We start from the raw sequence: 20,065 nt of genomic DNA on the forward strand, positions 1-20,065 counted from the left end.
TTCTCGGCAAAAATGTACATTTTCTCGGCGAGAAGGGGCTGACTTGTACCACTGATTTTCATAGCGGCAGCCTATGCGGACGAAATCTGTGCATGGGAGGGGACGGATGGCCAAAGTGGTGCACTTTCACGGACAGGCTTATCGGGCCGTCGGTATTTGTTTCCGGGGCCCGGAAAGAATTAAGTCGTTCGCATACCCGTGATCAGGTGGGGCACAGGTCGATACCGGAATGGAGTGTCGGTGAGTCGGCCGGGTTTCCGTTGTCGGGGCGGGCTGCGGAGGTACGGCAGAGTTGGGCCGCTACTTCCGCTGGGTCGGTGGTCCATCGCTCGGAGGCCAGGTCCGAGATGCCGAAGACACGGCTCTCGTTCGTTCCGTCGAAGCGGACGAACCAGCGGGCGCCGAGGTCGATGACGGAGATCGATCGACCGAGCGGTTCGGGCCGTGCGGAGTTGGTGACATCCCACAGCCGGACGGACTGATCGACACCGGCGGACACCAGTTTCCGGCCGCTGTGGTCGAGTGCCAGGTCGGTCACCGATGCGGTATGGACGACCGTTTCATTCGCGGGACGTCCGGCGGCGGCCTTGTCGAGGTCCCAGGTACGGATCGTTTCGTCGTCCGCGCCGCTGAACAGGTGCCGTCCGTCGGCGGCGAAGACGAGGGTGGAGACCGGGCCTCGGTGGCCGGTGAGTCGTGCCTGCAATACGGGTTTGCGTCGATCGCCGATACTCCACAGGAAAATCGTGGCATCGTCGGAGCCGGTCGCTGCCATGGTGCCGTCGGGCGAGATCGCGAGGGATCGGAGAGGTCGGCCGGTGTCGGCCGATGCGGTGCCCAGGGTCCGCGGGTTGGCCGGGTCGCCGACGTCCCACAGCCGGATCGAGTGGTCGTCGTCGCCGGTGACGAGTATCCGGTTGTCCCGAGTGAACGCGGCAGCCGTGAAATACCGGGTGCGAGTGTCGCGTGGCGGCCCGAGCGGGGTGGGATGTGCGGGGTCGGCGAGGTTCCATAATTGCAGGCTGCCGCCATCGGAATCGGTAGCGGCGAGCACCGCGCCGTCCGGCCGGATCTGTACTACGACACCGTGATACGGCGGCACGGCAGCGCGCGCGGCGGCCGCGAATGTGACATCGTCGGGGCCGACGTTCCATATCTGGAAGCCGCCGTCGCTGCCACCGGTCACCAGTCGTGATCCCTTGGCGTCGAGTTCCACCGAGGTGAATGGTGCCGGGGTTGTCACGGGGATGTCTGCCGCCGGGCGGGTCCAGATTCGGATTCGGCCGTCGTCGCCCGCGGAGATCAGGTGGGTATCGGTGGTCAGTTCCAGGCTCGAGATGGGACCGCGGTTGCCGCCGACCGGACGTCCGAACGGTTGGAATCCGGACGGTGTTTGTTGCCAGAGGCAGACCGTCCCGTCGGCGCTGCCGGATGCCATCTGGCCGTCGGGTCCGAAGAGCAGCGCATGGACGGCAGCGCCGTGCACCGTTCGGGGCACGCCGAATTCGCGTGGCGCGGCGGGATCGGTGAGCGACCACATGCGCACCGTTCCGTCCACGGTTCCCGCAACGAGCTGATCGTCCGGCCCGAGCGCGAGGGACTTCACCGCGACGCTCGCTGTCAGGGGTTCGCCGATCGGCCGGAGGTGCTGCGGATCGGCGAGGCTCCAGATGCGCAGGGTGCCATCGTCACTACCGCTGGCGACCCGGGCGCCGTCGGTGCTTGTCGCCAGCGCGTTGATCGCATCGGCGTGGGCGGGGATCTGTTCGCGGATGCGCGGCGTCGCGGGGTCGGTGACGTCTGCCAGTGTCAGCTGGCCGTTTTCGTCGGCGGTGATGATCGAGTGGCCGTCCCGGGTGTACGCGATCGATAGCACCGGTGCGGAGATGTTCAGAACACTCAGTGGCCGAGGCTGTTTCGGATCGTGGATGTCCCAGAGCCTGATCGTCTGGTCGTAGCCTGCGCTCGCGAGCACGGTGCCGTCGGGGCCGAAGGCGACCGATGTCACCGAATTGTTGTGTCCGCGTATGGCGTTGCCGAGGGTGGTGGGCGGGCCGGTATCGGTGAGTGTCCACAGGCGGACCAGGCCGTCGTCGCCGGCGCTGGCCAGCATCGCTGGAGCTGGGCGGTAGGCGAGTCCGCGGATTTTTCCGGCGTGCCGCTCGGTGGATGTGTTGATGACGGGGTATGCCTGGGTGGAGGTGAGGCGTGCCTGGGTTTCGGGGTCGTTGGGGCGAATTCGATAGGCCGCCAGTGCCATTCGTTCCGATGCCGCAGGGTCGAAGTTCTCGATTCGCTGTGATTCGTGGATCAGGGCGGCGACTTGTGCGTCGGTCCGTTCCTGCACGATCACCCGACGCTGTGAAGATGCCAGGACGGCCGCGAGGAGTGCGACGACTCCCAGCAAGGCCGCGACCGATCGTAGGGTTCGCCGTCGTGAGGAGGACGCGCGTTGGTGGCGCAGCGATTTCGCGACGAATTCCTGGGCGTTGCGGTTGATCGTCCCGCCTTTGCCGGTCACCACGTCGACGGTCTCGAGGCGTTTGGAGTCATAGAGCAGTGCCGTGGGCTTGCCTTCGGCGAGCCAGGTTCGGGCGTCTTCCTCGATGCGGTGTCGGGCCGGGCCGAATTCCTTCTCCTCCGCGATCCAGTCGGCCATGCGCGGCCATACTCGCGGTACCGCCTCGTGTAGGAGTTCGATCTCGTCGCCGTCCACGACGACCAAGCGGGCGTTGACGAGGTGGGCGATGACTTCCTCCGCCAGAGCGGGATCGGTGGATTCATCGACGATGATGGCTTGGGGCACACGATTTCGTGTCACGGACCGCGGCCCGATGACGGTGAGCGTCATCAGGATCGAGCGTGTGAAATGTTGTTGTTCGGGTGTGAGCTCGCTCCAGGCCCGCTCGGCTGTCGCCGCGACCGAACCCGCCATCTCCCCGGCCGCCCGGTATGCATCCAGCGAAAGGATGCGGCCCTGGCGGCGTGACCAGGTCGCATCGAGCACGTGGGACAGCAGTGGCAGCAATGCCGCTTTACCGTCGTCGGAGGTCGCGGCGTCCAGGTCGCGCAGGATGATGTCGACGAGTGCGGGCTCGACCTTCAGCCCACAGGCTCGGGCGGGTCCGACGATCACATCGCGCAGCTCGGCCTCGGTCATCGCGCCCACGATGACCGAGGCATCCTTCATCGCCCGGGCCAGGAGGGGATATTGGATGATGTCGTTGAAGAAGTCGGAACGGAACGCCATGACGACCGTGACCCGCCGTTCGGCGTCGGATGCGGTGAGTCGCCGTATGTCGTCGAGGAAGGCCCGGCGGGCCGTGTTGTCCGTGCAGAGGGTGAACAGCTCTTCGGCCTGATCGATCAGCAACAACAGATCGCCGTCGGCGGGCGTCCGGCCGAGGGCGGTGCGCAGGGCCTCATCGGGCCGTGTGCCCGGACTCATCGGTACCGGTGTTCGAACGTCGGCGTTCGCCTGCAGGCCCACGGCGAGCAACGACGATTTCCCGGCCCCCGAAACGCCGACCACCAGCACGAGCCGGGGGCGGTCGCCGTCCTCGACAGTGGCGATCGCCTCGACGAGAGCCTGGCGGGCGCTGTCCCGGCCGAAGAACAGATCCGCGTCTTCCGCGCGATACGGGGACAACCCTCGATACGGCGGATGACCCGGCTCGCGCGCACACCGTGCCGATTCCCCGGGGTCGTTCCTGGCCTGCTGCCAGGCATTCCGCCAGCGATCGAGGTCGAGCAGGCTTCGATCGGCGCTCGCGGCGTGCGGGCGGGTCTTCGCGTCATCGATCAGAACGGTGAGAACCGGGAATATCGCCTCGAAAGTGGCGGGCACCGTGGTACCGCGTCGCCAGTCGCTGAACCGCTGCGCGGTCACCGGGGCGGCGCCCGGAACGCTTCTTGTATTCGCGCGGCGCACAACCGTTTTGATGACGGGCGATCCCGCGAGCTTGAACAGTGCGGTCAACCGTTCGGCGAAGCGCTCACGCGCACCCGCTACCACGTGCGGACTCCCGGAGGGCCCGGCGGCAGGAGCTGGTGGTAGGTGCAGGGACCGGTGCACACGACGATTTCCTCCGTTCAGAGCCGACAGTCGCGAGCAATCTAACAGCTACTTCACCCGACAATACGATCCCGATGCGCTCGCGGAAAGGGTGGCCGTGGCCAAAACGGTGGTTCGAGTGGCCAAACCTGCACTGCGCCAACGATTTCGCGCATCGACACGGTCCGGAGGTCAAGCGATGACGTGTAACGGGTGTATTACAGTATTCCGGGCCGGATTTCGCCGACCAGGGATTACGTGAAATTCCAATGCATGGACTGTCCGGGTGAACTGAATCGTGTTACCGTGTTGATCGCGGTCGACCGCAGCGCGGTATCGAATGCGACAGGGCGCGCAACCTCATCGACAGGCTACCTTCGGAATCTTCTCGGGTGGTGAGGTCATCCCATGCCCCAGGAATCGGCTCATATGCTGTCTATAAAGCTGTGCTGGGATCCATTCGGCGCGGCCGGTGGGTGATCCTGCGGCCACGACGTAATCCACGGAAAGGTGTTGAGGTATGAAAAGATTTGTCATATCGTCAATCGCGTTTTTTGGTGCGCTGGGGGCGATATCGGCCGTCTCGGTTCCGGCGAACGCACTGACGGATGCGCAGGTCCAGGCGCAATGTGACAGTGGCGTCGTGAGCTGCACGTACGATGCCGTGAAGCCTGCCGGAGACCCGTACATGGGAAAGCCGCAGAAGGTCTCGCAGGAAATGACGAACTGTTCACCCGCGGACTCCGGCTATCAAATCAGCTGGTCGCAGACCACGTCGACGACGGACACCGCCGGGGTGGCGGTGACGGTGGCGATGGGTACGACCATCCAGGCCAGCATCCAAGCCAATTACTCCAGGTCGTGGAGTGCGACGAGCAGCGAGACCTCGAGCATGTCCGCCACCGCCAAACCCGGCCAGCGCATCTGGCTCGAACGCCAGGTGCCCGTCCAGGCGGTCAAGGGTAATCTCACCGCCCGTTACGAGAACCGCATGGACGGCCATTACATCTGGATCATCAAAGACAAGCAGTATATCGGGCCGCCGATAACCCCGACGGATCTGAAGCCCACGATCGTTGTCAGGTCCGCACCCGCAACCTGCCCGAAACAAGCTGCGTGAGGAGCGACATGAAAATCGGCCAGCGTATCGGGAGCCTGATCGCCGTCGGTGCACTGACATTGCTGCCCACGGTCGTCGCGGCGCCCGATGCCGATGCGGTGATCACGGGTTGCAATGAGAAGGTCAAGTTTACGAACAGGGCGGCCGTCGTCGTCGACAAATTCATGTTGAACGACGGGAACGGTGATGTCTGGACGAGCACGGGCAAATATGCCGTCTTGCAGTCGGTGACGGTTTCACTCCAGGACCTCGGTGTCACGGAGGGCGCTTCGCTCAGGGCGTTCGCCAGCGAGGTGTCGACATCGCCCCCGTACATCCAGGGAGACAGAACTTTCAAGTACTGCCGAAATGGCACAACGGCGACGTTCGATCTGTGGGGTACTGCTTTCAAAATGTGGTTGACCCAGGGAGACGATGTCTACTAGCGATCCATCGGTATATTTGGGAACCGATTCCCGGATATGTTCGCACGGATCGTGCCTCTGGATCCCGCTATCAGAATTACGGAAAGGGAACACATGAACAAGACTGTCGGTATGAAGCAGGCGGCCGCATTCTCGGGGATGTTGGCCGTTGTCGGGATGGCTTTCGCCGCACCGAGCTTGCTGGGCGGCAATGAACAGGCCGCACAGTCACGCTACGTCGAGGCATCGAATCAAGCTTCGAATGCCGCCTCTCTGGGGAATGCACAGATCGGCACGGACTTCGATTGGCACGCCGCTCAGCGTAATCAGCAGTTCCAACAGAACCAGAAGCGAGGCTAGCCTGTAATCCAGGAATGCGGTCGCGGGTGACGCGACCGCATTCCTCGGTCACGAGAATCGTCGGCTCGATACCGGATGGTGAGCACCTTTGCCGAAGAACGTGCGGACACGATTACGCCGGAGGGGTTCGGTATCGACTGTCGTCCTGGCTGTTGCCCTCGCGGCGCATTTCACCGTCGTACTGTTGTCCCTACTGCCCGAAGGCCCCGCGCACAGCAGGGTCGAGCGTGTCGCCCGCTGGTACACCGATCCGCTGTTCAACCAGGACTGGCGCCTGTTCGCCCCGAATCCGGTGCGTGACGATCAAGGGACGCTGCTCCGCGTCCGGTATCCGGACGGCAGCGTTTCCCGGTGGGTGGATCCGCTGTCGCCGTTGATCGCGAAGAATCATTCGAACCCGCTCCTGGCCACGAAGGATCTGGATCTGTTGCGGAGCGTCGGGCTGCTCGAATCGACCTGGGAAGATCCTGAACTCGCGGATCGGCGTGACAGGCGTGTCGCGCAGGCGCCGGAATCCTCGCGCAGCGATCCCGCCTATCGGTTCGAGGTCATTCCGTTGACCGATCCGGAGAAGCGGGCGAAGGCGGTATCGGACGGATTTCGGGCGACCATCGCCTCGCACTACGCGACGATGATCTTCGGCGCCGGATACTCCGATGTCCAGATGCGGACGGTCATCCTGCCCGCACGGCCCTATCCGATCGGCAAGCCGATCATTCCCGAGTCACGACCGGAGAAGTGGGATTTCGATTGGCAGCCCAAGGTATCGAGTTGAGCGACAATACCTACCTGGATTACTTTCGGAGGTATTTTACGATCCGACGGCTGAACCTGTACGGGGCCGCGCTGGCACGGATCGGAATCGGAGCGGTAATACTCCAGCTGTGCCTGGTCAACTATTTCGACCGCCGGCTGCTGTGGGGTCCGGACGGCCCGTGGTCGCTCTCGCGGTTCGAAGAGTCGACGGACCGGAACCTGTCGCTGTATTCGCTGAATTCCGGTCCGGCGTGGTTCGAATTCCTGTTCGGCCTGCAAATCGTGGTGACGGTGTTGTACATCGCCGGGTACCGGGGCCGTATGGTATCTCCGTTGTTCGCGGTGCTGACCTTTTCGCTACTGCAGCGGAATGGTTATCTTCTCAATGGTGGCGAAAATCTCCTGATCACGATATTGCCGTTTCTGGCGTTGCTGGATTCGACCCGGCGGTTGTCGGTCGACAGCCTGCTGCGCCGGGGAACCGAGGTGCGGCGGATTCGACTCGCACCCGCGGTGTATTCGACGATCGTCCACAATGCCGCGGTGGTCGCGATTATCGTGCAGGTCTGCATCGTCTATGTCGTGGCGGGCATGTACAAGGTGCGGGGGACGATGTGGACGAGCGGAGAAGCGCTCTACTACATCATGGGTGTACCGGAGTACGGCTCCCGTCTGCTGCAGGGATTCCTGGCCGAACATCCGTTGCTCATGTCGGCGATGGCATATTCGACGATCGTGCTCCAGGTGACATTTCCGGTTTTCGTTTTCTTCCGCAGAACCCGCGTCTATGTCCTGCTCGCCGCGATCGTGTTTCATCTGGCAATAGCCGTCGTCATGGCGCTGCCGGACTTTTCCTTCATCATGATCGCAACAGAGATGCTTCTCCTCGACGACCCGCACTACCGCTCCCTGGCCGGTCGGCTGGGATTCGACGCCCCACGGAAGATACCGCCTTCGACCTGCTCGCCGAGCACCTGACGATATGAGCGGGACAACCATCGTCGCCCGGCTTTCGCATCTGGCCGTTTCGCCCCCCGCTATTGGCCGCTGGGGACCTGTGCGAAGTTGTTGTGGTATGTGAAAATTACATACCGTGTGACATACACAGAAGTGCGATTTCCGAACCGGGAGGATCTATGACCATCAGAGTAATCGCAGCGCCGGCCGTGACACTTGCAATTGCTGCTACTACGGTCCTGCTCGCCACGACCGCAAACGCAGCACCACCGATATACGCCCAGGCCGGACCGCCGGCAAGTGTCGATGGAGCTCCCGGCGCGAACGTAGAAGCCAAGGTCCTCTACAAGCTTCAGAATCCGGGGACATATTCTGTGACCTTCGGGCGCGATCCACTGGATGTCATCTTCACCGCCGCCTCGCCGAAGGTGACCTTCCCCGCCCAGGACAGTATCGCGGTGGACGGAATACCCGGAGGTGTCTCTAGTTGTGCGGTCAAGCCCGACACCGGAGGGAACGAGCTGCTGTGTAGCATTCGGCCGATCGGGGATTCCGGCCCGGTACAGTTGTCGGGGGACATTCTTTTTCGTCCCAAGGTGCAGATCGCGGACGACACCTCCAAGGGAGAAACCTATACCGGAGGCAGCGTGCTCTACTACGGGGAAGCGGGCGCTCCAGGAACTGTCACGGCGGCGGTGAATTTCCAGGTAGCCGTATCCTGACTCAGCTCGCTCGAGACCTCGCCGCGCACGAAAAGGTCGGCACCCATCCGCCGATGCGCCCGTTCTCGCCGCGGAGCTGAGCCTGCGCGGCGAGAACGGGCGGGAAGACCTCCTCGACCGCCACCTGCCCGGCGTCGATCGACCGGCTCCATCGGGAAGTCGTCAACCGTGCGCTGCGCTCCTCGGCTGATCGCGGACATCGCGTCATCTCCTCCGATCGCGGAAGACCTTGGGCGGCCCTCCTGCTGACGGAGGCGAAGCTGTCCGCGAGCGTCTTTCGTGTCATGCCTCCAGCATCAATCGCAGTAGCTCGCGTAAGGATTCGCGTTGCTCGGTGGTGAGGCGGGCCGATACCGCGTGATCCGTCATCGATCAACTATGAGTGGACCGCCGACCTGATGGCCTGGCAGGTCGGCGGTCCGGTTCTGGCGACCGAGGCGGCGGTCGCGGGATCTAGATCACGGCGAGGGCGTGAAGAACCCGATAGCGCCGCCGATGACAGCGCCGACGGCGCAGCCGACGATCGCGCCGACAACGAAGAAGAAGACGCCGATCACCGCGCCGATACCGCAGCCGATGGCCACACCGGCCCCGAGGGTGACGAGACCGATGTTCTGCAGTGCAACGGTTTCCGGAGTCGGGGCACTGATGTCGGCCGGGTTGGCCGGGCGCACGGTCAGCGTCGTTCCGGCCGGGTCGACCTGCGGGACCACGTGCACCTGACGCCCGGCCACGTCGTATACCAGCGGTACCGAGCCGACGAAGGTGCCGGTGGGCGACAGCACCGTCGCCGCCGTCCCGTCCGGAGTCACCTGGAACCGGCCCGACGCCAGCGTGGTCGTCACCGCCGACCGGTCCGGTGCCAATGTCGTGGTGTACGCGATACCCTGATCCGCACCGCTCACCGTGGGCGTGGCGACACCCGCTTCGCCATGTGCAGTTACCGCAGAGATACCCAGTGCCGCAGCCGAAAGCACAGCAGCCGCCGCCAGCTTCGCAATTCGCATGATTGTCACCTGCAATCGTGAGTCGATCCGCCCCGCTGCACGGGTGCGCTGTGATCGGATGCGATCACGGTGAACCCGATCGGCAGCGGCGACGAATCGAACATAGAATCCAACTATCCTGCCCCCGAACAGGACTCAATTGTCCGGCAGCAGCAAGCCGATGCCGGGTATTTCTTATTGTCCTCTTGATTGCCGGTGCCGCATAGCGCGGTTTTCGGACACAACTGATCGGACGTTCGATTTAATTCGGTTCGGTGCCTTGGAAACTGAATTCTGCTCATTCCAATTTCTTTTTCGGTCTCCGGGTGCCCAGGCGACCAAGACGCGTCTCGCGGACCATTCGTCGCGGCCTCGACGGATCGCGCGTCATCCCGCCAGATTGCCACGAGAATCGCGAGATCCTGTTCGGCCCAGGTGATTTCGGCCGCGAATCCGCCCTCCGACAATCACTGCAGCTGGTCGGCGACAGTATCGGGCCGATCATAGTCACCGATGTTCCGATTTGTCCGCGTCATCGTTGCCACACGCGCCAACCCGCCCCGACGCTGCTTCCCCGAGCCGATCGACTGGGTCGCACCGTAGAAGCTCGCAGATGCGGAGACGGCAGCCGGACCACAGTCCGGAAAGTGTGCGCTCATGCCGCTTACGGGGCGATCCGGTGGACGAGAGTTGTTGTGGCACAGAACGTCCTCAACTGCCGAGTTGAGTGCGTTCGGCTGGCCCACGGACCGGGGATGCACCAGCCGGTTGCAAAACGTTCCGGCACCGAAGTCGTGGCGACCCAGCATTCGGCGCGGGCGGTATCGGGCATCAGGGCGAACCCGGATATGTACCCGGAGATCGATTCGGCGGCAAGGTCGTTCAGGGGTCGAGGTAATCCAGGGTTTTCCTGGAGGCTCGGGGACCGCCTGCGCTGCCAGAATGAGCGGGCGAAATCGTTTGGTGTGCTGGTTCTGTCGGTACAACGATGCTTCTGGGGATACGGCCCTGGGACAAGCATCCGGCGGCTACGGGCCCGGCATCGCGTGGCAAGCCGCACATCCAACTAAGAACGTTGATAGTGGGAGCATCATGTCTGGTTCAGAGCAGGGCATCAACGAGTACTTCGAGTCTGTCTATCGGACACAACCGCCGGACGGCTCGGTGGTCGAGGCAGCGGCCTGGGATATCGGCGAACCGCAGCCGACGGTGATCGAGTTGGAACGCGGCGGAGCCATCCAGGGCGAGGTGCTCGACGCGGGGTGCGGTACCGGCGAGAACGCCCTGTACCTGGCGGCCTGTGGATACGCCGTGACCGGTGTCGATGCGGCGCCGTCCGCTCTCGCCCATGCCCGGGCCAAGGCCGCCCAGCGCGGGTCGACCGTCGAATTCGCGGTCGCCGATGCCCGTGAACTGGCCGGTTACGACGGCCGATTCGACACGGTCGTCGACTCTGGCCTGTTGCATACCTTCTCCGACCCCGACTCCGCGCGCTATGTCGCTGCCCTGCGGCGTGTGTGCCGCCCCGGTGGCTTGGTTCACGTCCTCGCGATCAGTGACGCCGCCGAGGATTTGCCCGGTCCCCGTCGGCTCTCCGAGCAGCAGATGCGCGCGGCATTCATCGGCGACTGGGTCATCGAACTGCTGCGCCCGACCACGATGCACGGTCCGCTACCTGCCTGGCTGTTGACCGCCCGCCGCCCGTGAATCCGGTCCCAGCCTCGACCGGTCCGTTCCGCCGCAACATGAGTCGCCGGTGTTCACAGGGATGTGCAGTCTGTCGATCTCGGATCGCTGCTGACCGTGCCCCAGTGGAAGTGTCCCGACAGAGACCGGTGGCAAGCTATCGGGCGCGGACGAGTTCGGGCAGCTGATTCACAGGTGATTGCGGACGGCAGCCGCCGTCAGGGCGGCAGGCATGGTGATTCCCGGATGGGTGTAGCGCCGCTGGAGGGACGGATTATCAGGCTGCGTGTTGGTAGTCGTTGGGGTGCCCGCGTTGGTGTTCTTGGGTGAGGTGGTGGTTCCAGTAGGTGGGGAAGTCGCCGATCCCGATCAGGGCTCGCAGGCGCAGGATGGCTTCGGCGCCGGTGAGTCCCCATCTGCTGCCGGTGATTTCGAGGCGGTCGGCGATCAGGTGGCGGGCTGCGCCTTCGATCAGGCCGGTGGCGATGGGCCAGCCTGTGGCCAAAGCTGTGTCGTAGCAGATTTCGGTGGTTATCCACTCGTGGATGATTCGGGATTTGAGGTCAATGATCCCGACGGCGTGGATGTCAGCCATGTCGCGCCGTCGCTGCCCGGTATGACGGTCATCGTCGAGGTCGAGGTGACCGCCGTGTCCGGTCCCCGAATTCGATGGTCGGTCCTGTCTAGCGACGATCGCGACACCATCAGTCAAGGCACTCACCATCGCGCCGTGATCGACACCGAGCGGCTCATCGACCGAGTGACCGACAAGGCGGCGCAGGTGTCGACGCTCCGAGATCGACCACCCGGCAACCTGAAACAGCAGCACCGGGCGTTGCCGAGAACACCCGCTCATCGGCAGTTGCGGACGTTCTGTGCCACAACGACTCTCGGCCGCCGGACCACCCTGTAAGCGGCTACTCAGCATTGGCGGCGGGGCCAGTTCCCGGCCTGAATCTGGTCCAGGTGCCCGGTGGGCCGCTCTGTAGGCGGCTGCCCACCGTTGTCATTGGTGTGGTTCTCTAATGGCTTGCAGCCCACCGGGTGCCGTGCGGGGTGTGGCTGAAAAGGGACGTGCCCTGGCTCGAAGTAGCGGTGCCTTCCCGCACGGTACCTGCTCGGTTCGACGAAAAGGACACCGGTGACGGTCATCATCGGCATGGACCCCCACAGACACTCGGCCACCATCTGGCGCACCGCCTGGTGCACGACGGGGAAACCGTGATCGATGTGCCAGCGAAACTGTCGGCGCAGGTGCGGGTGTTCGCCACCGGCACCGACCGCAACACCGACCCGGTGGACGCGCACTCTGTGGCCAGGTCCGGGCCGTGGCCTAGGATGTTGCACCTACCGGTCCCGCGGTGCGAATCCGGCTGCGGGTCGTCGGTGAACTGATCGACGGCCTCGAGGGGGTCGATACCCGGATCAAGGCTGCGGACAAGGAATTACGGCAGTCGGTCGCCGCGACCGGGTCCACGCTGATGGAGCTGCCCGGCATCGGCCCGGCGCGGCCCGGCTGCTCGCCGATGTCGGCGATATCCGTCGCTTCGTGGCCCGGGACCGGTTCGCGTCCTGGAACGGCACCGCGCCGCTGGATGCGTCCTCGGGAGATCAGAAGCGGCACCGGCTTTCTCGTGCCGGAAATCGCAAGGTCAACCGAGTGTTGCACATCATGGCGGTGATCCAGCATGGTGGCTACGGCGGTGGCCGCGCTTACATCACGCAGCGCAAGGCTGCGGGCAAAACCCACAAGGAGACGCTGCGCGCCTTGAAGCGACGCCTGTCCAACACCGTTTACGCCCGGATGGTCGCCGATGCGCGGCGAAGCGCGGGGCAAGTCCGGGAGGAAACTGCCCCTTGACGCGAAATACAGTGCGTTCGGGACGGCTGCGTTGCAAGACAACCGATCTGTGGCCGGGCATGGACGGCCGACCGGACGCCTGCTCGGTGGCGATGCAGAACGTTCATTGTGGCGAAGCGGAGAACTGCAGGATCCGGTTGATGTGCTCGGTGACCGCGGGAAGGAGCCTGAGGTCCGGAAGCGGGTGTGCGGCAGCGATTTCCGCGACCGCGTCCGCGTAGAGCTCGGTCGCGGCGCGTAGAGCGCGAGCCAGATCCTCGCGGGTATGGTGGGCGAACAGCTCAGGCAGCCGGTCCCGATAGGCGGGGGCCAGCCATTCGCCTATGTGATGGCCGTTGTGCCAGGTGTCGACCGGGCGTGTGCTCAACAGCCGGGTATGCCATTGCAGCATCTCCAGCAACAATGACCGCAGTTCTGCCATCCGCAGTTGAGCCGGCCACAGATCACCACGTGCGATATAAATCGGGACCTGAGTGGCCTCGAACCAGAATTCCCGCTCGTTGGTGACGAATTCGAGCTCGGTCGGTCCACTCCCCACTGGCGGGCCCGCTGCGGCGGGAAGCCCGTCGGTGAGCCCGGTCTTGTCCAGACGGACGAGGTAACCGCGCTGGTAGAGTTCGTCCAGACCACCCTCGATCATCCGGGTGATCCGCTCAGGACCGGCGAGGGTCAGGTCGACCTTTCGGCCGCCGGCCAGGACGATCAGGTAGGTCGGCCAGTCCGGCTCGTCGTCTTCCTCGTTGGCCAGATGAATGCTCACCAGCTGGTTCCCGAGTGGGGCCGCCCAACTGTCATCACCGGCCAACGCGGGCGCTGCGGTGCCGATGAGCTCGATATCGAGATCGGAGAAACGATCGACACGCTGGTTGCGTGCCCGCGACCCGGTCTGGATCATCGCCTCGATGCCGTCATGGGACGCCGCGAACGCGACGATACGGTCAAGTACTTCCGCAGCAGACTCCACGCACAACTCTTATCACGAACCCTTGATGCCACCCCGATCGCCGGAACCGACCTCGCATCCTCGCAGATGCATTGCACGCACATCGGCAGTTGCGGACGTTCGTGCCACAACGACTCTCGTCCGCCGGACCCGATGCTCGAGGTCGCGCTCCGGATGGAGCTCCACAGCGACCAGGATATTTGTGTACTTGTCCATTTCTCCAAACCGTCGCTCCGAGCTACGAATTCGCAGTCCAAGCATGGAATGGAGACCGAACCCGGGACCCTCGAACCGAGGCGGCGCGCCATGCGGCGTGAAAAGACGTTCGGCCCGCCGCGACCACAGGTGCATGCTTGGTGAATGAGCCTTATCGTGCAAGCTTTCGTCGTCGAAGACGATGGCACGGAACGAGACCTGGACCCTCCCAAACCCGGCGGGAACTTCGCCGGGTTCGAAAAATGGCGAACAACCGTATGGGGCTCGGCAGCCGTCCAAGCATTGGGCGCCTACTGGTTCCCGCTCCTGGCATCGGGCAATCCCTTCACCGTGCCTCCTGACGCAGTTCCCGAACTTCTCGAAGAGTGCGCGCTGCTTCGAACACACCTGGACGCAATCGCACCACAGGGCGACCAGTCGCACACCCGCGAGTGGTACGTAGACGGCATCTCCGAGCATCTGTCGAACATCGAGGCCGTCGCCGAACAAGCCCTGCACGCCGGCGGCGGCGTCTACTTCTGGTAGGGGCAATGCAGACCCCACGGTAAAGGCGCAGGTCAATGCTGATAGTCCGAGGCTCCTAGTGAAGAACTTCGCAGCAGACCTCCGGTGATGCAGCTCGGCCCGGTGTGGCGCTAGTGCCTCGTCCGGAAAGGTTGATGCGTTAATCGTCGGGGTGTCGGGTTGCTCGCCACTGGTCGGCCGGTGATGCTGCCTGGCGGAGGTGGTGCCGGTGGCTCGGAAGCCGGATGTGTTCGTCAGAGCGGTGACCCCGCAGGAGGGTCGCAAGCTGGCCCAGATCGCCCGGCGCAGCAAGCAACCAGTGCGGATGCGGCGGGCGGTGGTGGTGATGGCCTCGGCGCAGCATCAGCCGGTCGGGTTCATCGCGAAGCTGATGCAAGTATCGGAATCGTATGTGCGGCAAGTGATCCACGATTTCAACGAGAAGGGCTTCGAGGCGCTCGACCCAAAATGGAGAGGGGGCAGACCGGCGAAGACCGATCAGGCGATGCGTGATCGGATCTGTCGGATCGCCCGGTGCTGCCCCCTCGATCTAGGCTGGCCGTTCACGACGTGGAGCCTGTCGAAACTGCGAGAGGTATTGGCGGTCAACAGGATCGCCGAAATCAGCCGCGAGACGCTGCGCAGGATCCTGAAGGCCGGTGGGGTGTCGTGGCAGGCTACCAAAACCTGGAAGGCCAGCAACGATCCCGAGTTCACCGAGAAGATGAACCGGGTGCTCGACCTCTACGACCATCCACCCGCAGACGGGCGCGTGATCTGTGTGGACGAGTTCGGTCCGTTGAATCTGCAGCCGCGGCCCGGTCGCGGCTGGTTCACGCGTCGCCGGCCCAAGCGGCTGCGAGCGACCTACAACAGAACCCAAGGCGTGCGGCACATGCTCGGCGCCCTGGACCTGCGCAGCGGGCAGTTGTACTACCGGATCCGTGACCGCAAACGCTGGACCGAATTTCTGGCCTTCCTCAAGACCTTGCGGGCCCGCTGGGCGGGCGAGAAGTTGTACCTGATCTGCGACAACTACTCGGTCCACAAACGGCGTGAGGTGCGAGAGTGGTGCGCCGCCAACCAGATCGAGTTGGTGTTCCTGCCGACCTACTCCTCATGGCTGAACCGCATCGAATGCGAGTTCGCCGCCCTGCGCTACTTCGCGCTGAACGGTACCGATCACCGCAGCCATGACGAGCAGGACGCGGTCATCGGCGACTACATCCGCTGGCGTAACCAGCACGCCGGACCTGTCCGCAACTTCGCTGTCGGCTCCAAGATCCGGCGACCCGATTACCTACCGAAGGTTGCGTGACAAGGCACTAGTTCCGTGCGGCCAGGATCTGAGTGAGGTAGTCCGGGGTGCCGTCGATGCGTTGCAGATGCGGGTAACGGAGGCCGTCGTGATAGTCCAGTTCGACGGTCCGTGTCTGATCGAAGTCTTTCACCTGCAATCGGATCGGTGCGGGGTCTGTCTTGGCCGCCTCGATTGCGGCTTCCATTGTGGCTTGGGAATAGGGGGCGTCGTTGACCGAAACCACCGTCATCCCGGAGCCGACTTTTGCCTTGAATGCGGGTCCGTCCCATCGCACGTCGGTGACCTTGCCTTCACCGGACACGTTGAGACCGATCGAGTAGGTGTAGTTGACCGCGCCCTCAGCCTGTTTCATCTGAGCCGTGAGGAAGGCACCTGGGTGGTTGTCGTAGACCAACTTCCACCCCGTCTTCTCGACACTTGCGGCGAACGGTTCCTTTCCGTCGAGGCGATCGCGCAGGTACTTCGACCAATCATCGGGGACCACGCGATTCAGCGTCGAGACGACGGCGTCGAAGCCGTAGGTGTTCTGTGACGCCCACTTACCGTCGTCGACACCGAAGAACGCGCGAGCGAAATCATCGAGTGACTTTGTGTTTCCCGACAGTTCGCGGATACGCGCGTCCACCCCCAGCCACACCAGTTGCCCGCCCTGGTAGTAATCCTCGCTGAGCTGCCACGACCGGTACGGCTTCGGACGCCGCTGCGCGATAATGGGATCGTTGGTGGTGTCTTGCAGACTGCGCCAGGTGAGTCCGGGCCGGTTGTCGGTGTATGCGGCGACTACCGAAGCCAACGCATCGCGAGAGACTTCCGCAGGTCGCAGGCCGGACCGGCCGGTGAGCACGTTGCCCCAATACTGCGTCTGACCCTCGTAGACCCACAGCAAGCTGTCCTGCATCGGGACGTTGTAGTTGGGTGTCCACAGGTCTGCCGGGCGTCGAAACTTACCGTTCCAGGAATGGGTGTACTCGTGCCCGAGCAGATCGTCGCTGCCGACCGCGGGGTTCCACCCGGTGAAATAGTCCGTGGGTTCACCGTCCTCGCTGGATCGTTGGTGTTCCAACCCGTTGGAGCTGAGCTGATCCGACAACGACAGCAGGAAGTCGTAGTGGTCGTAGTGTTGTGAGCCGTACAGTTTCACAGCCTGTCGCACCAGAGCCCTGTGCAGCTCGATGTGCTCGGGCTTGGCCTTGAGCTGCTCCGGTGCGTCTGCGAATACTTGCAGCCGCACAGGCGTTTTCGCGCCGGGAGCCAGGTCGAACTCTTTGTGATAGCGCCCCGCATACACGGGCGAGTCGACGAGGACGTCCAACGGAACAGTCTTGTATTTCACGGTGTCGCCGTCCTTACCGGCGACCTCCAGCGCGGTACCGGCCTCGAATCCCGGCGGGTAGGTGACGCTCGCGTTGAAGGGAATCTCACTGACGGGAGCACCGGCCGGATACAGGACCACGGCATTCCACTGCAAATTCAGCATATTCGGCGTCATCACCACGCGGCCCTGAGCGGAATCGGTGGGAGTGAAGTACTGGAAGCTCGCGTCGATCGATTCTACGCCGTCGGGCACGGTAACCTTGAACGCATACACGTTCAGCGGATCACGCTTCCACTCCAGCTTGTTCCCGGCGCCGGTGAAGGCGATGCCCGCGATCTTGTCGATCGGACCGGACGGAGAGTGGTTGCCGGGCAGCCACTGCGGAAAAAGCAAATCCACCTTGCCCGGCCGAACGGGGATCGTCTGTTTCACCTGGATCACGCGCTGCGGCAGATCGGTCACGTCGACCGCCACGGAGATCGCTTTCCGAGTCACCGGAGCTTCTTCGGGCTTGTTGCGCAAGCCGAAGTACAGCGAGCCTGCCAGGACAATGAGAACGACGACGCCAACAGCACCGATAATACGAAACTTGGACAACGACACTCCCCGAGTCACACAGACCTTCTTGTCGACACTACGAATCAGACGCAATGCCCGCCCCCGGCGGCTGGTGTTCATCAGCCAAGGATAGGACCTACCGATTGTCGTTACAGATAGTCAGTCCATAGCGGCAACAAGTTTGCGTACGGTGCGGTCGCCACGACCGCCTGCCCCATCCCCTCCTCCGACGTCGACGCTTCACATGGTTTGTACGGGTCGGCGAGCGTCCCTTCGTTGCTGAACTAATTGTCCATACTACGAGGTTTGGTATCGCGGTGTGCGAGGAGCGTGTGTGGGCTGCGTCATACCTGTCGCGCGGTGCGGTGACTGGCAGGATTTCGGGTGGATGTGGCGTAACCCGCTGGTAGGCACTGGTTTTGGCGCTCGAAGGCAGTGCTCGTAAGGACGGCAGGTTGCGCAGCGCGCGGAGGAGAGAGAGCCCTCGGCCCCGTTGGGTCTGGGCCGCCGGTGGCCACTCTCGCGAAGACAGCTTCGCAATGACCGTTCAGCGAGATGGTCCGATGGCGGTCGCGTCGGCGTGCACCCCACCGCCGGTCTTCGCCACCAGTCCGTACTCGATCGCTGTCGCAGCGGGTTTGGCCGAAGCGCCAGGCGCCGGTGCCGTGTCGGTAGTCGTCGCCTGTACGTGGATCACACCGTTGTCGGCGGCGGCCGATCCCGCCGTGATCGCGACTCCTGCCGCAATCGCCCCTACGAACACAGTGCCCGCGATGATTCGTTTCATGGTTTCCTTACCTTTCTTCTCGGGTGCTGGAAGCTACTGGCTGCCATAGGCTTTCCTGCACCCGGGAGCGTCGGGTATGGCTTTCATGGTGCAGCCGCTGATGGCCCAGGGGGATTGGCCGCCCGGCGTTCCGCGACGACTCGACCGCTGATTGAGATACGCGACCCGATCGCTTCGTAAGGACACGACGGCGCAGTCGTCTGCCGGACAACCGAACAACGTGTGGAGAACGGAAGTGGTCGTGCGACAACATCTGTGGGCTGGTATTGACGCCGGTAAATCGGCGCATCACTGCGTCGTCATCGATACCGACGGCAAGCGACGGCTCTCGCGCCGGATCGCCAACGACGAACCCGCTCTGCTGGATCTGATCGAGGCCGTCACGGGCCTGGTCGACAACGCCGAGGTGACGTGGGCGATCGACCTCAACCACGGTGGGGCCGCGTTGTTGATCGCCCTGTTGCTCGGTCGGGACCAGCGGCTGCTCTATATTCCCGGACGGACGGTGCACTGGGCTTCGGGCACCTATCGGGGCGACGGCAAGACCGACGCCAAAGATGCCGCGATCATCGCCGACCAGGCCCGTATGCGCCGCGACTTGCAGCCACTGCGCGTGGGTGACGAAGCAGCGATCGAGTTGCGGATCCTCACCTCGCGGCGCACCGACCTGGGCTGCGACCGCACCCGCGCGATCAACCGATTGCGCGCCCAGCTGCTGGAATACTTCCCCGCTCTCGAGCGCGCGTTCGATCTGGCCCACAACAAAGCGGCGTTGATCCTGCTCACCGGCTACCAAACCCCCGACGGGCTCCGCGCGATCGGCACCGCCCGCCTCGAGGCATGGTTGCGTAAACGTAAGGCCCGCAACAGCGCCCGCGTCGCCAGCGCCGCGGTCGAAGCGGCTCGATCGCAGCGCACCGCGGTGCCCGGCCAGCGACTCGGCGCAGCGATGGTGGCCCGCCTGGCGCAGGAGGTGATCCAGCTCGACATCGAGATCGCCGAGATCGAAGCGATGATCGAGCAGCGATTTCGCCGCCACCGCCACGCCGAAACCATCGTGAGCATGCCCGGCTTCGGAGCCTTGCTCGGCGCGGAATTCATCGCCGCGACCGGCGGGGACATGACCGTCTTCAACAGCGTCGATCGCCTCGCCGGTGTCGCCGGTCTGGCCCCGGTTCCCCGGGACTCGGGCCGGGTGAGCGGCAACCTCAAACGGCCGCGCCGCTACGACCGGCGCTTGCTGCGAGCCTGCTACCTCGCCGCCCAAATCGCGGCCATCCACGACCCGGTCTCCCGGGGCTACTACCAGCGCAAGAGAACCGAGGGCAAAAACCACACCCAGGCTGTTATCGCCCTGGCCCGGCGACGCCTCAATGTCTTGTGGGCGATGCTCCGAACGAGAACCCCATACCAGCCCGCCCCGGGGACCGTTCCGGCTTGACAAAGTCATTGAGAATCCCCCTGTGAGCGAACTCCCTCAATGAACACGTTCGAGCCAAAGCCCGGGTTCACCCC

Annotated in this window: 18 protein-coding genes and 2 pseudogenes; 13 read left to right on the forward strand and 7 right to left on the reverse strand. The window is 63.8% G+C overall.

What is annotated here, in order from left to right; all coding sequences use genetic code 11:
• Positions 1-202 precede the first annotated feature (202 nt).
• Positions 203-4,015 carry a WD40 repeat domain-containing protein gene (locus HPY32_RS46125; RefSeq protein ID WP_067590497.1) on the reverse strand — a complete coding sequence of 1,271 codons (3,813 nt, stop codon included), beginning with the start codon at positions 4,013-4,015 and terminating at the stop codon, positions 203-205.
• Between the two features lie 559 nt (positions 4,016-4,574).
• On the opposite strand from HPY32_RS46125, the gene HPY32_RS10990 reads away from it, so the two are divergent.
• The 6 genes from HPY32_RS10990 to HPY32_RS11015 all read left to right on the forward strand — a co-directional run bounded on the left by HPY32_RS10990 (position 4,575) and on the right by HPY32_RS11015 (position 8,373).
• Positions 4,575-5,174 carry a hypothetical protein gene (locus tag HPY32_RS10990; protein WP_067590491.1) on the forward strand — a complete coding sequence of 200 codons (600 nt, stop codon included), beginning with the start codon at positions 4,575-4,577 and terminating at the stop codon, positions 5,172-5,174.
• A gap of 8 nt (positions 5,175-5,182) precedes the next feature.
• Positions 5,183-5,599 (forward strand): hypothetical protein, encoded by a 417-nt coding sequence (locus HPY32_RS10995; RefSeq protein ID WP_156674560.1) that lies wholly within the window; start codon positions 5,183-5,185, stop codon positions 5,597-5,599.
• Between the two features lie 93 nt (positions 5,600-5,692).
• Positions 5,693-5,938 carry a hypothetical protein gene (locus HPY32_RS11000; RefSeq protein ID WP_156674559.1) on the forward strand — a complete coding sequence of 82 codons (246 nt, stop codon included), beginning with the start codon at positions 5,693-5,695 and terminating at the stop codon, positions 5,936-5,938.
• A 184-nt stretch (positions 5,939-6,122) separates the two neighbouring features.
• Positions 6,123-6,713 (forward strand): DUF5819 family protein, encoded by a 591-nt coding sequence (locus HPY32_RS11005; protein ID WP_067590482.1) that lies wholly within the window; start codon positions 6,123-6,125, stop codon positions 6,711-6,713.
• Entirely contained in the window at positions 6,677-7,672 is a 996-nt protein-coding gene (locus tag HPY32_RS11010) for an HTTM domain-containing protein (RefSeq protein WP_269456516.1), read from the forward strand. Before HPY32_RS11005 ends, HPY32_RS11010 begins: the two co-directional genes overlap by 37 nt.
• Positions 7,673-7,830: 158 nt before the next feature.
• Positions 7,831-8,373, forward strand: a complete 543-nt coding sequence (locus HPY32_RS11015; protein WP_156674558.1) for a hypothetical protein — start codon at positions 7,831-7,833, stop codon at positions 8,371-8,373.
• Between the two features lies 1 nt (position 8,374).
• Here HPY32_RS11015 and HPY32_RS11020 read toward each other — a convergent pair whose 3' ends face one another.
• Entirely contained in the window at positions 8,375-8,539 is a 165-nt protein-coding gene (locus HPY32_RS11020; protein ID WP_156674557.1) for a hypothetical protein, read from the reverse strand.
• A 292-nt stretch (positions 8,540-8,831) separates the two neighbouring features.
• Positions 8,832-9,380, reverse strand: a complete 549-nt coding sequence (locus HPY32_RS11025) for a DUF8020 domain-containing protein (RefSeq protein WP_067596005.1) — start codon at positions 9,378-9,380, stop codon at positions 8,832-8,834.
• Positions 9,381-10,451: 1,071 nt separating this feature from the next.
• Between HPY32_RS11025 and HPY32_RS11030 the strand changes: the two genes are divergently transcribed.
• Positions 10,452-11,066 carry a class I SAM-dependent methyltransferase gene (locus HPY32_RS11030; RefSeq protein ID WP_171982785.1) on the forward strand — a complete coding sequence of 205 codons (615 nt, stop codon included), beginning with the start codon at positions 10,452-10,454 and terminating at the stop codon, positions 11,064-11,066.
• Positions 11,067-11,322: 256 nt separating this feature from the next.
• Here HPY32_RS11030 and HPY32_RS44530 read toward each other — a convergent pair.
• A pseudogene (locus HPY32_RS44530) lies at positions 11,323-11,562 on the reverse strand (ISKra4 family transposase); the annotation flags it as partial.
• Between the two features lie 99 nt (positions 11,563-11,661).
• Between HPY32_RS44530 and HPY32_RS46520 the strand changes: the two are divergent.
• The 3 genes and pseudogenes from HPY32_RS46520 (at position 11,662) to HPY32_RS44540 (ending at position 12,906) form a co-directional block, all read left to right on the forward strand.
• Positions 11,662-11,958, forward strand: a complete 297-nt coding sequence (locus HPY32_RS46520) for a thioesterase, FlK family (RefSeq protein ID WP_373686627.1) — start codon at positions 11,662-11,664, stop codon at positions 11,956-11,958.
• Between the two features lie 636 nt (positions 11,959-12,594).
• A pseudogene (locus HPY32_RS46525) lies at positions 12,595-12,666 on the forward strand (hypothetical protein); the annotation flags it as partial.
• Between the two features lie 51 nt (positions 12,667-12,717).
• A complete protein-coding gene (locus HPY32_RS44540) occupies positions 12,718-12,906 on the forward strand; it encodes a hypothetical protein (RefSeq protein WP_231951721.1) in 189 nt (62 codons plus the stop codon).
• 103 nt (positions 12,907-13,009) lie between these two features.
• Here the strand turns inward: HPY32_RS44540 and HPY32_RS11050 are convergent, their stop codons facing one another.
• A complete protein-coding gene (locus tag HPY32_RS11050) occupies positions 13,010-13,870 on the reverse strand; it encodes an aminoglycoside 6-adenylyltransferase (protein ID WP_171982786.1) in 861 nt (286 codons plus the stop codon).
• Between the two features lie 339 nt (positions 13,871-14,209).
• Between HPY32_RS11050 and HPY32_RS11055 the strand changes: the two genes are divergently transcribed.
• Together HPY32_RS11055 and HPY32_RS11060 are read left to right on the forward strand one after the other, a co-directional pair.
• On the forward strand, positions 14,210-14,590 hold the full coding sequence (locus tag HPY32_RS11055; protein ID WP_067590452.1) for a hypothetical protein: 381 nt from the start codon (positions 14,210-14,212) through the stop codon (positions 14,588-14,590).
• Positions 14,591-14,798: 208 nt separating this feature from the next.
• Positions 14,799-15,887, forward strand: coding sequence for an IS630 family transposase (locus tag HPY32_RS11060; protein ID WP_231951339.1), 1,089 nt, complete (start codon positions 14,799-14,801; stop codon positions 15,885-15,887).
• A 7-nt stretch (positions 15,888-15,894) separates the two neighbouring features.
• Here HPY32_RS11060 and HPY32_RS11065 read toward each other — a convergent pair whose 3' ends face one another.
• Both HPY32_RS11065 and HPY32_RS11070 read right to left on the reverse strand, forming a co-directional pair.
• Positions 15,895-17,883: a M61 family metallopeptidase gene (locus HPY32_RS11065; RefSeq protein WP_216675907.1), complete on the reverse strand. Its 1,989-nt coding sequence runs from the start codon at positions 17,881-17,883 to the stop codon at positions 15,895-15,897.
• 427 nt (positions 17,884-18,310) lie between these two features.
• Entirely contained in the window at positions 18,311-18,550 is a 240-nt protein-coding gene (locus HPY32_RS11070; protein ID WP_067590446.1) for a hypothetical protein, read from the reverse strand.
• 241 nt (positions 18,551-18,791) lie between these two features.
• Between HPY32_RS11070 and HPY32_RS11075 the strand changes: the two genes are divergently transcribed.
• The gene (locus HPY32_RS11075) at positions 18,792-19,991 is read left to right on the forward strand and encodes an IS110 family RNA-guided transposase (protein WP_171982787.1); all 1,200 of its coding nucleotides are present in this window, start codon (positions 18,792-18,794) and stop codon (positions 19,989-19,991) included.
• The last annotated feature ends 74 nt before the right edge of the window (positions 19,992-20,065 follow it).

Source organism: Nocardia terpenica (assembly GCF_013186535.1).
Lineage (GTDB): Bacteria > Actinomycetota > Actinomycetes > Mycobacteriales > Mycobacteriaceae > Nocardia > Nocardia terpenica.

What these genes read in the sequence shown, in the direction of transcription:
- HPY32_RS10990 (WP_067590491.1), top strand. Translation starts at nt 4,575, where the DNA reads ATGAAAAGATTTGTCATATCGTCAATCGCGTTTTTTGGTGCGCTGGGG.
- HPY32_RS10995 (WP_156674560.1), top strand. Translation starts at nt 5,183, where the DNA reads ATGAAAATCGGCCAGCGTATCGGGAGCCTGATCGCCGTCGGTGCACTG.
- HPY32_RS11000 (WP_156674559.1), top strand. Translation starts at nt 5,693, where the DNA reads ATGAACAAGACTGTCGGTATGAAGCAGGCGGCCGCATTCTCGGGGATG.
- HPY32_RS11015 (WP_156674558.1), top strand. Translation starts at nt 7,831, where the DNA reads ATGACCATCAGAGTAATCGCAGCGCCGGCCGTGACACTTGCAATTGCT.
- HPY32_RS11025 (WP_067596005.1), bottom strand. Translation starts at nt 9,380, where the DNA reads ATGCGAATTGCGAAGCTGGCGGCGGCTGCTGTGCTTTCGGCTGCGGCA.
- HPY32_RS11030 (WP_171982785.1), top strand. Translation starts at nt 10,452, where the DNA reads ATGTCTGGTTCAGAGCAGGGCATCAACGAGTACTTCGAGTCTGTCTAT.
- HPY32_RS46520 (WP_373686627.1), top strand. Translation starts at nt 11,662, where the DNA reads ATGACGGTCATCGTCGAGGTCGAGGTGACCGCCGTGTCCGGTCCCCGA.
- HPY32_RS44540 (WP_231951721.1), top strand. Translation starts at nt 12,718, where the DNA reads ATGGCGGTGATCCAGCATGGTGGCTACGGCGGTGGCCGCGCTTACATC.
- HPY32_RS11055 (WP_067590452.1), top strand. Translation starts at nt 14,210, where the DNA reads ATGAGCCTTATCGTGCAAGCTTTCGTCGTCGAAGACGATGGCACGGAA.
- HPY32_RS11065 (WP_216675907.1), bottom strand. Translation starts at nt 17,883, where the DNA reads ATGAACACCAGCCGCCGGGGGCGGGCATTGCGTCTGATTCGTAGTGTC.
- HPY32_RS11070 (WP_067590446.1), bottom strand. Translation starts at nt 18,550, where the DNA reads ATGAAACGAATCATCGCGGGCACTGTGTTCGTAGGGGCGATTGCGGCA.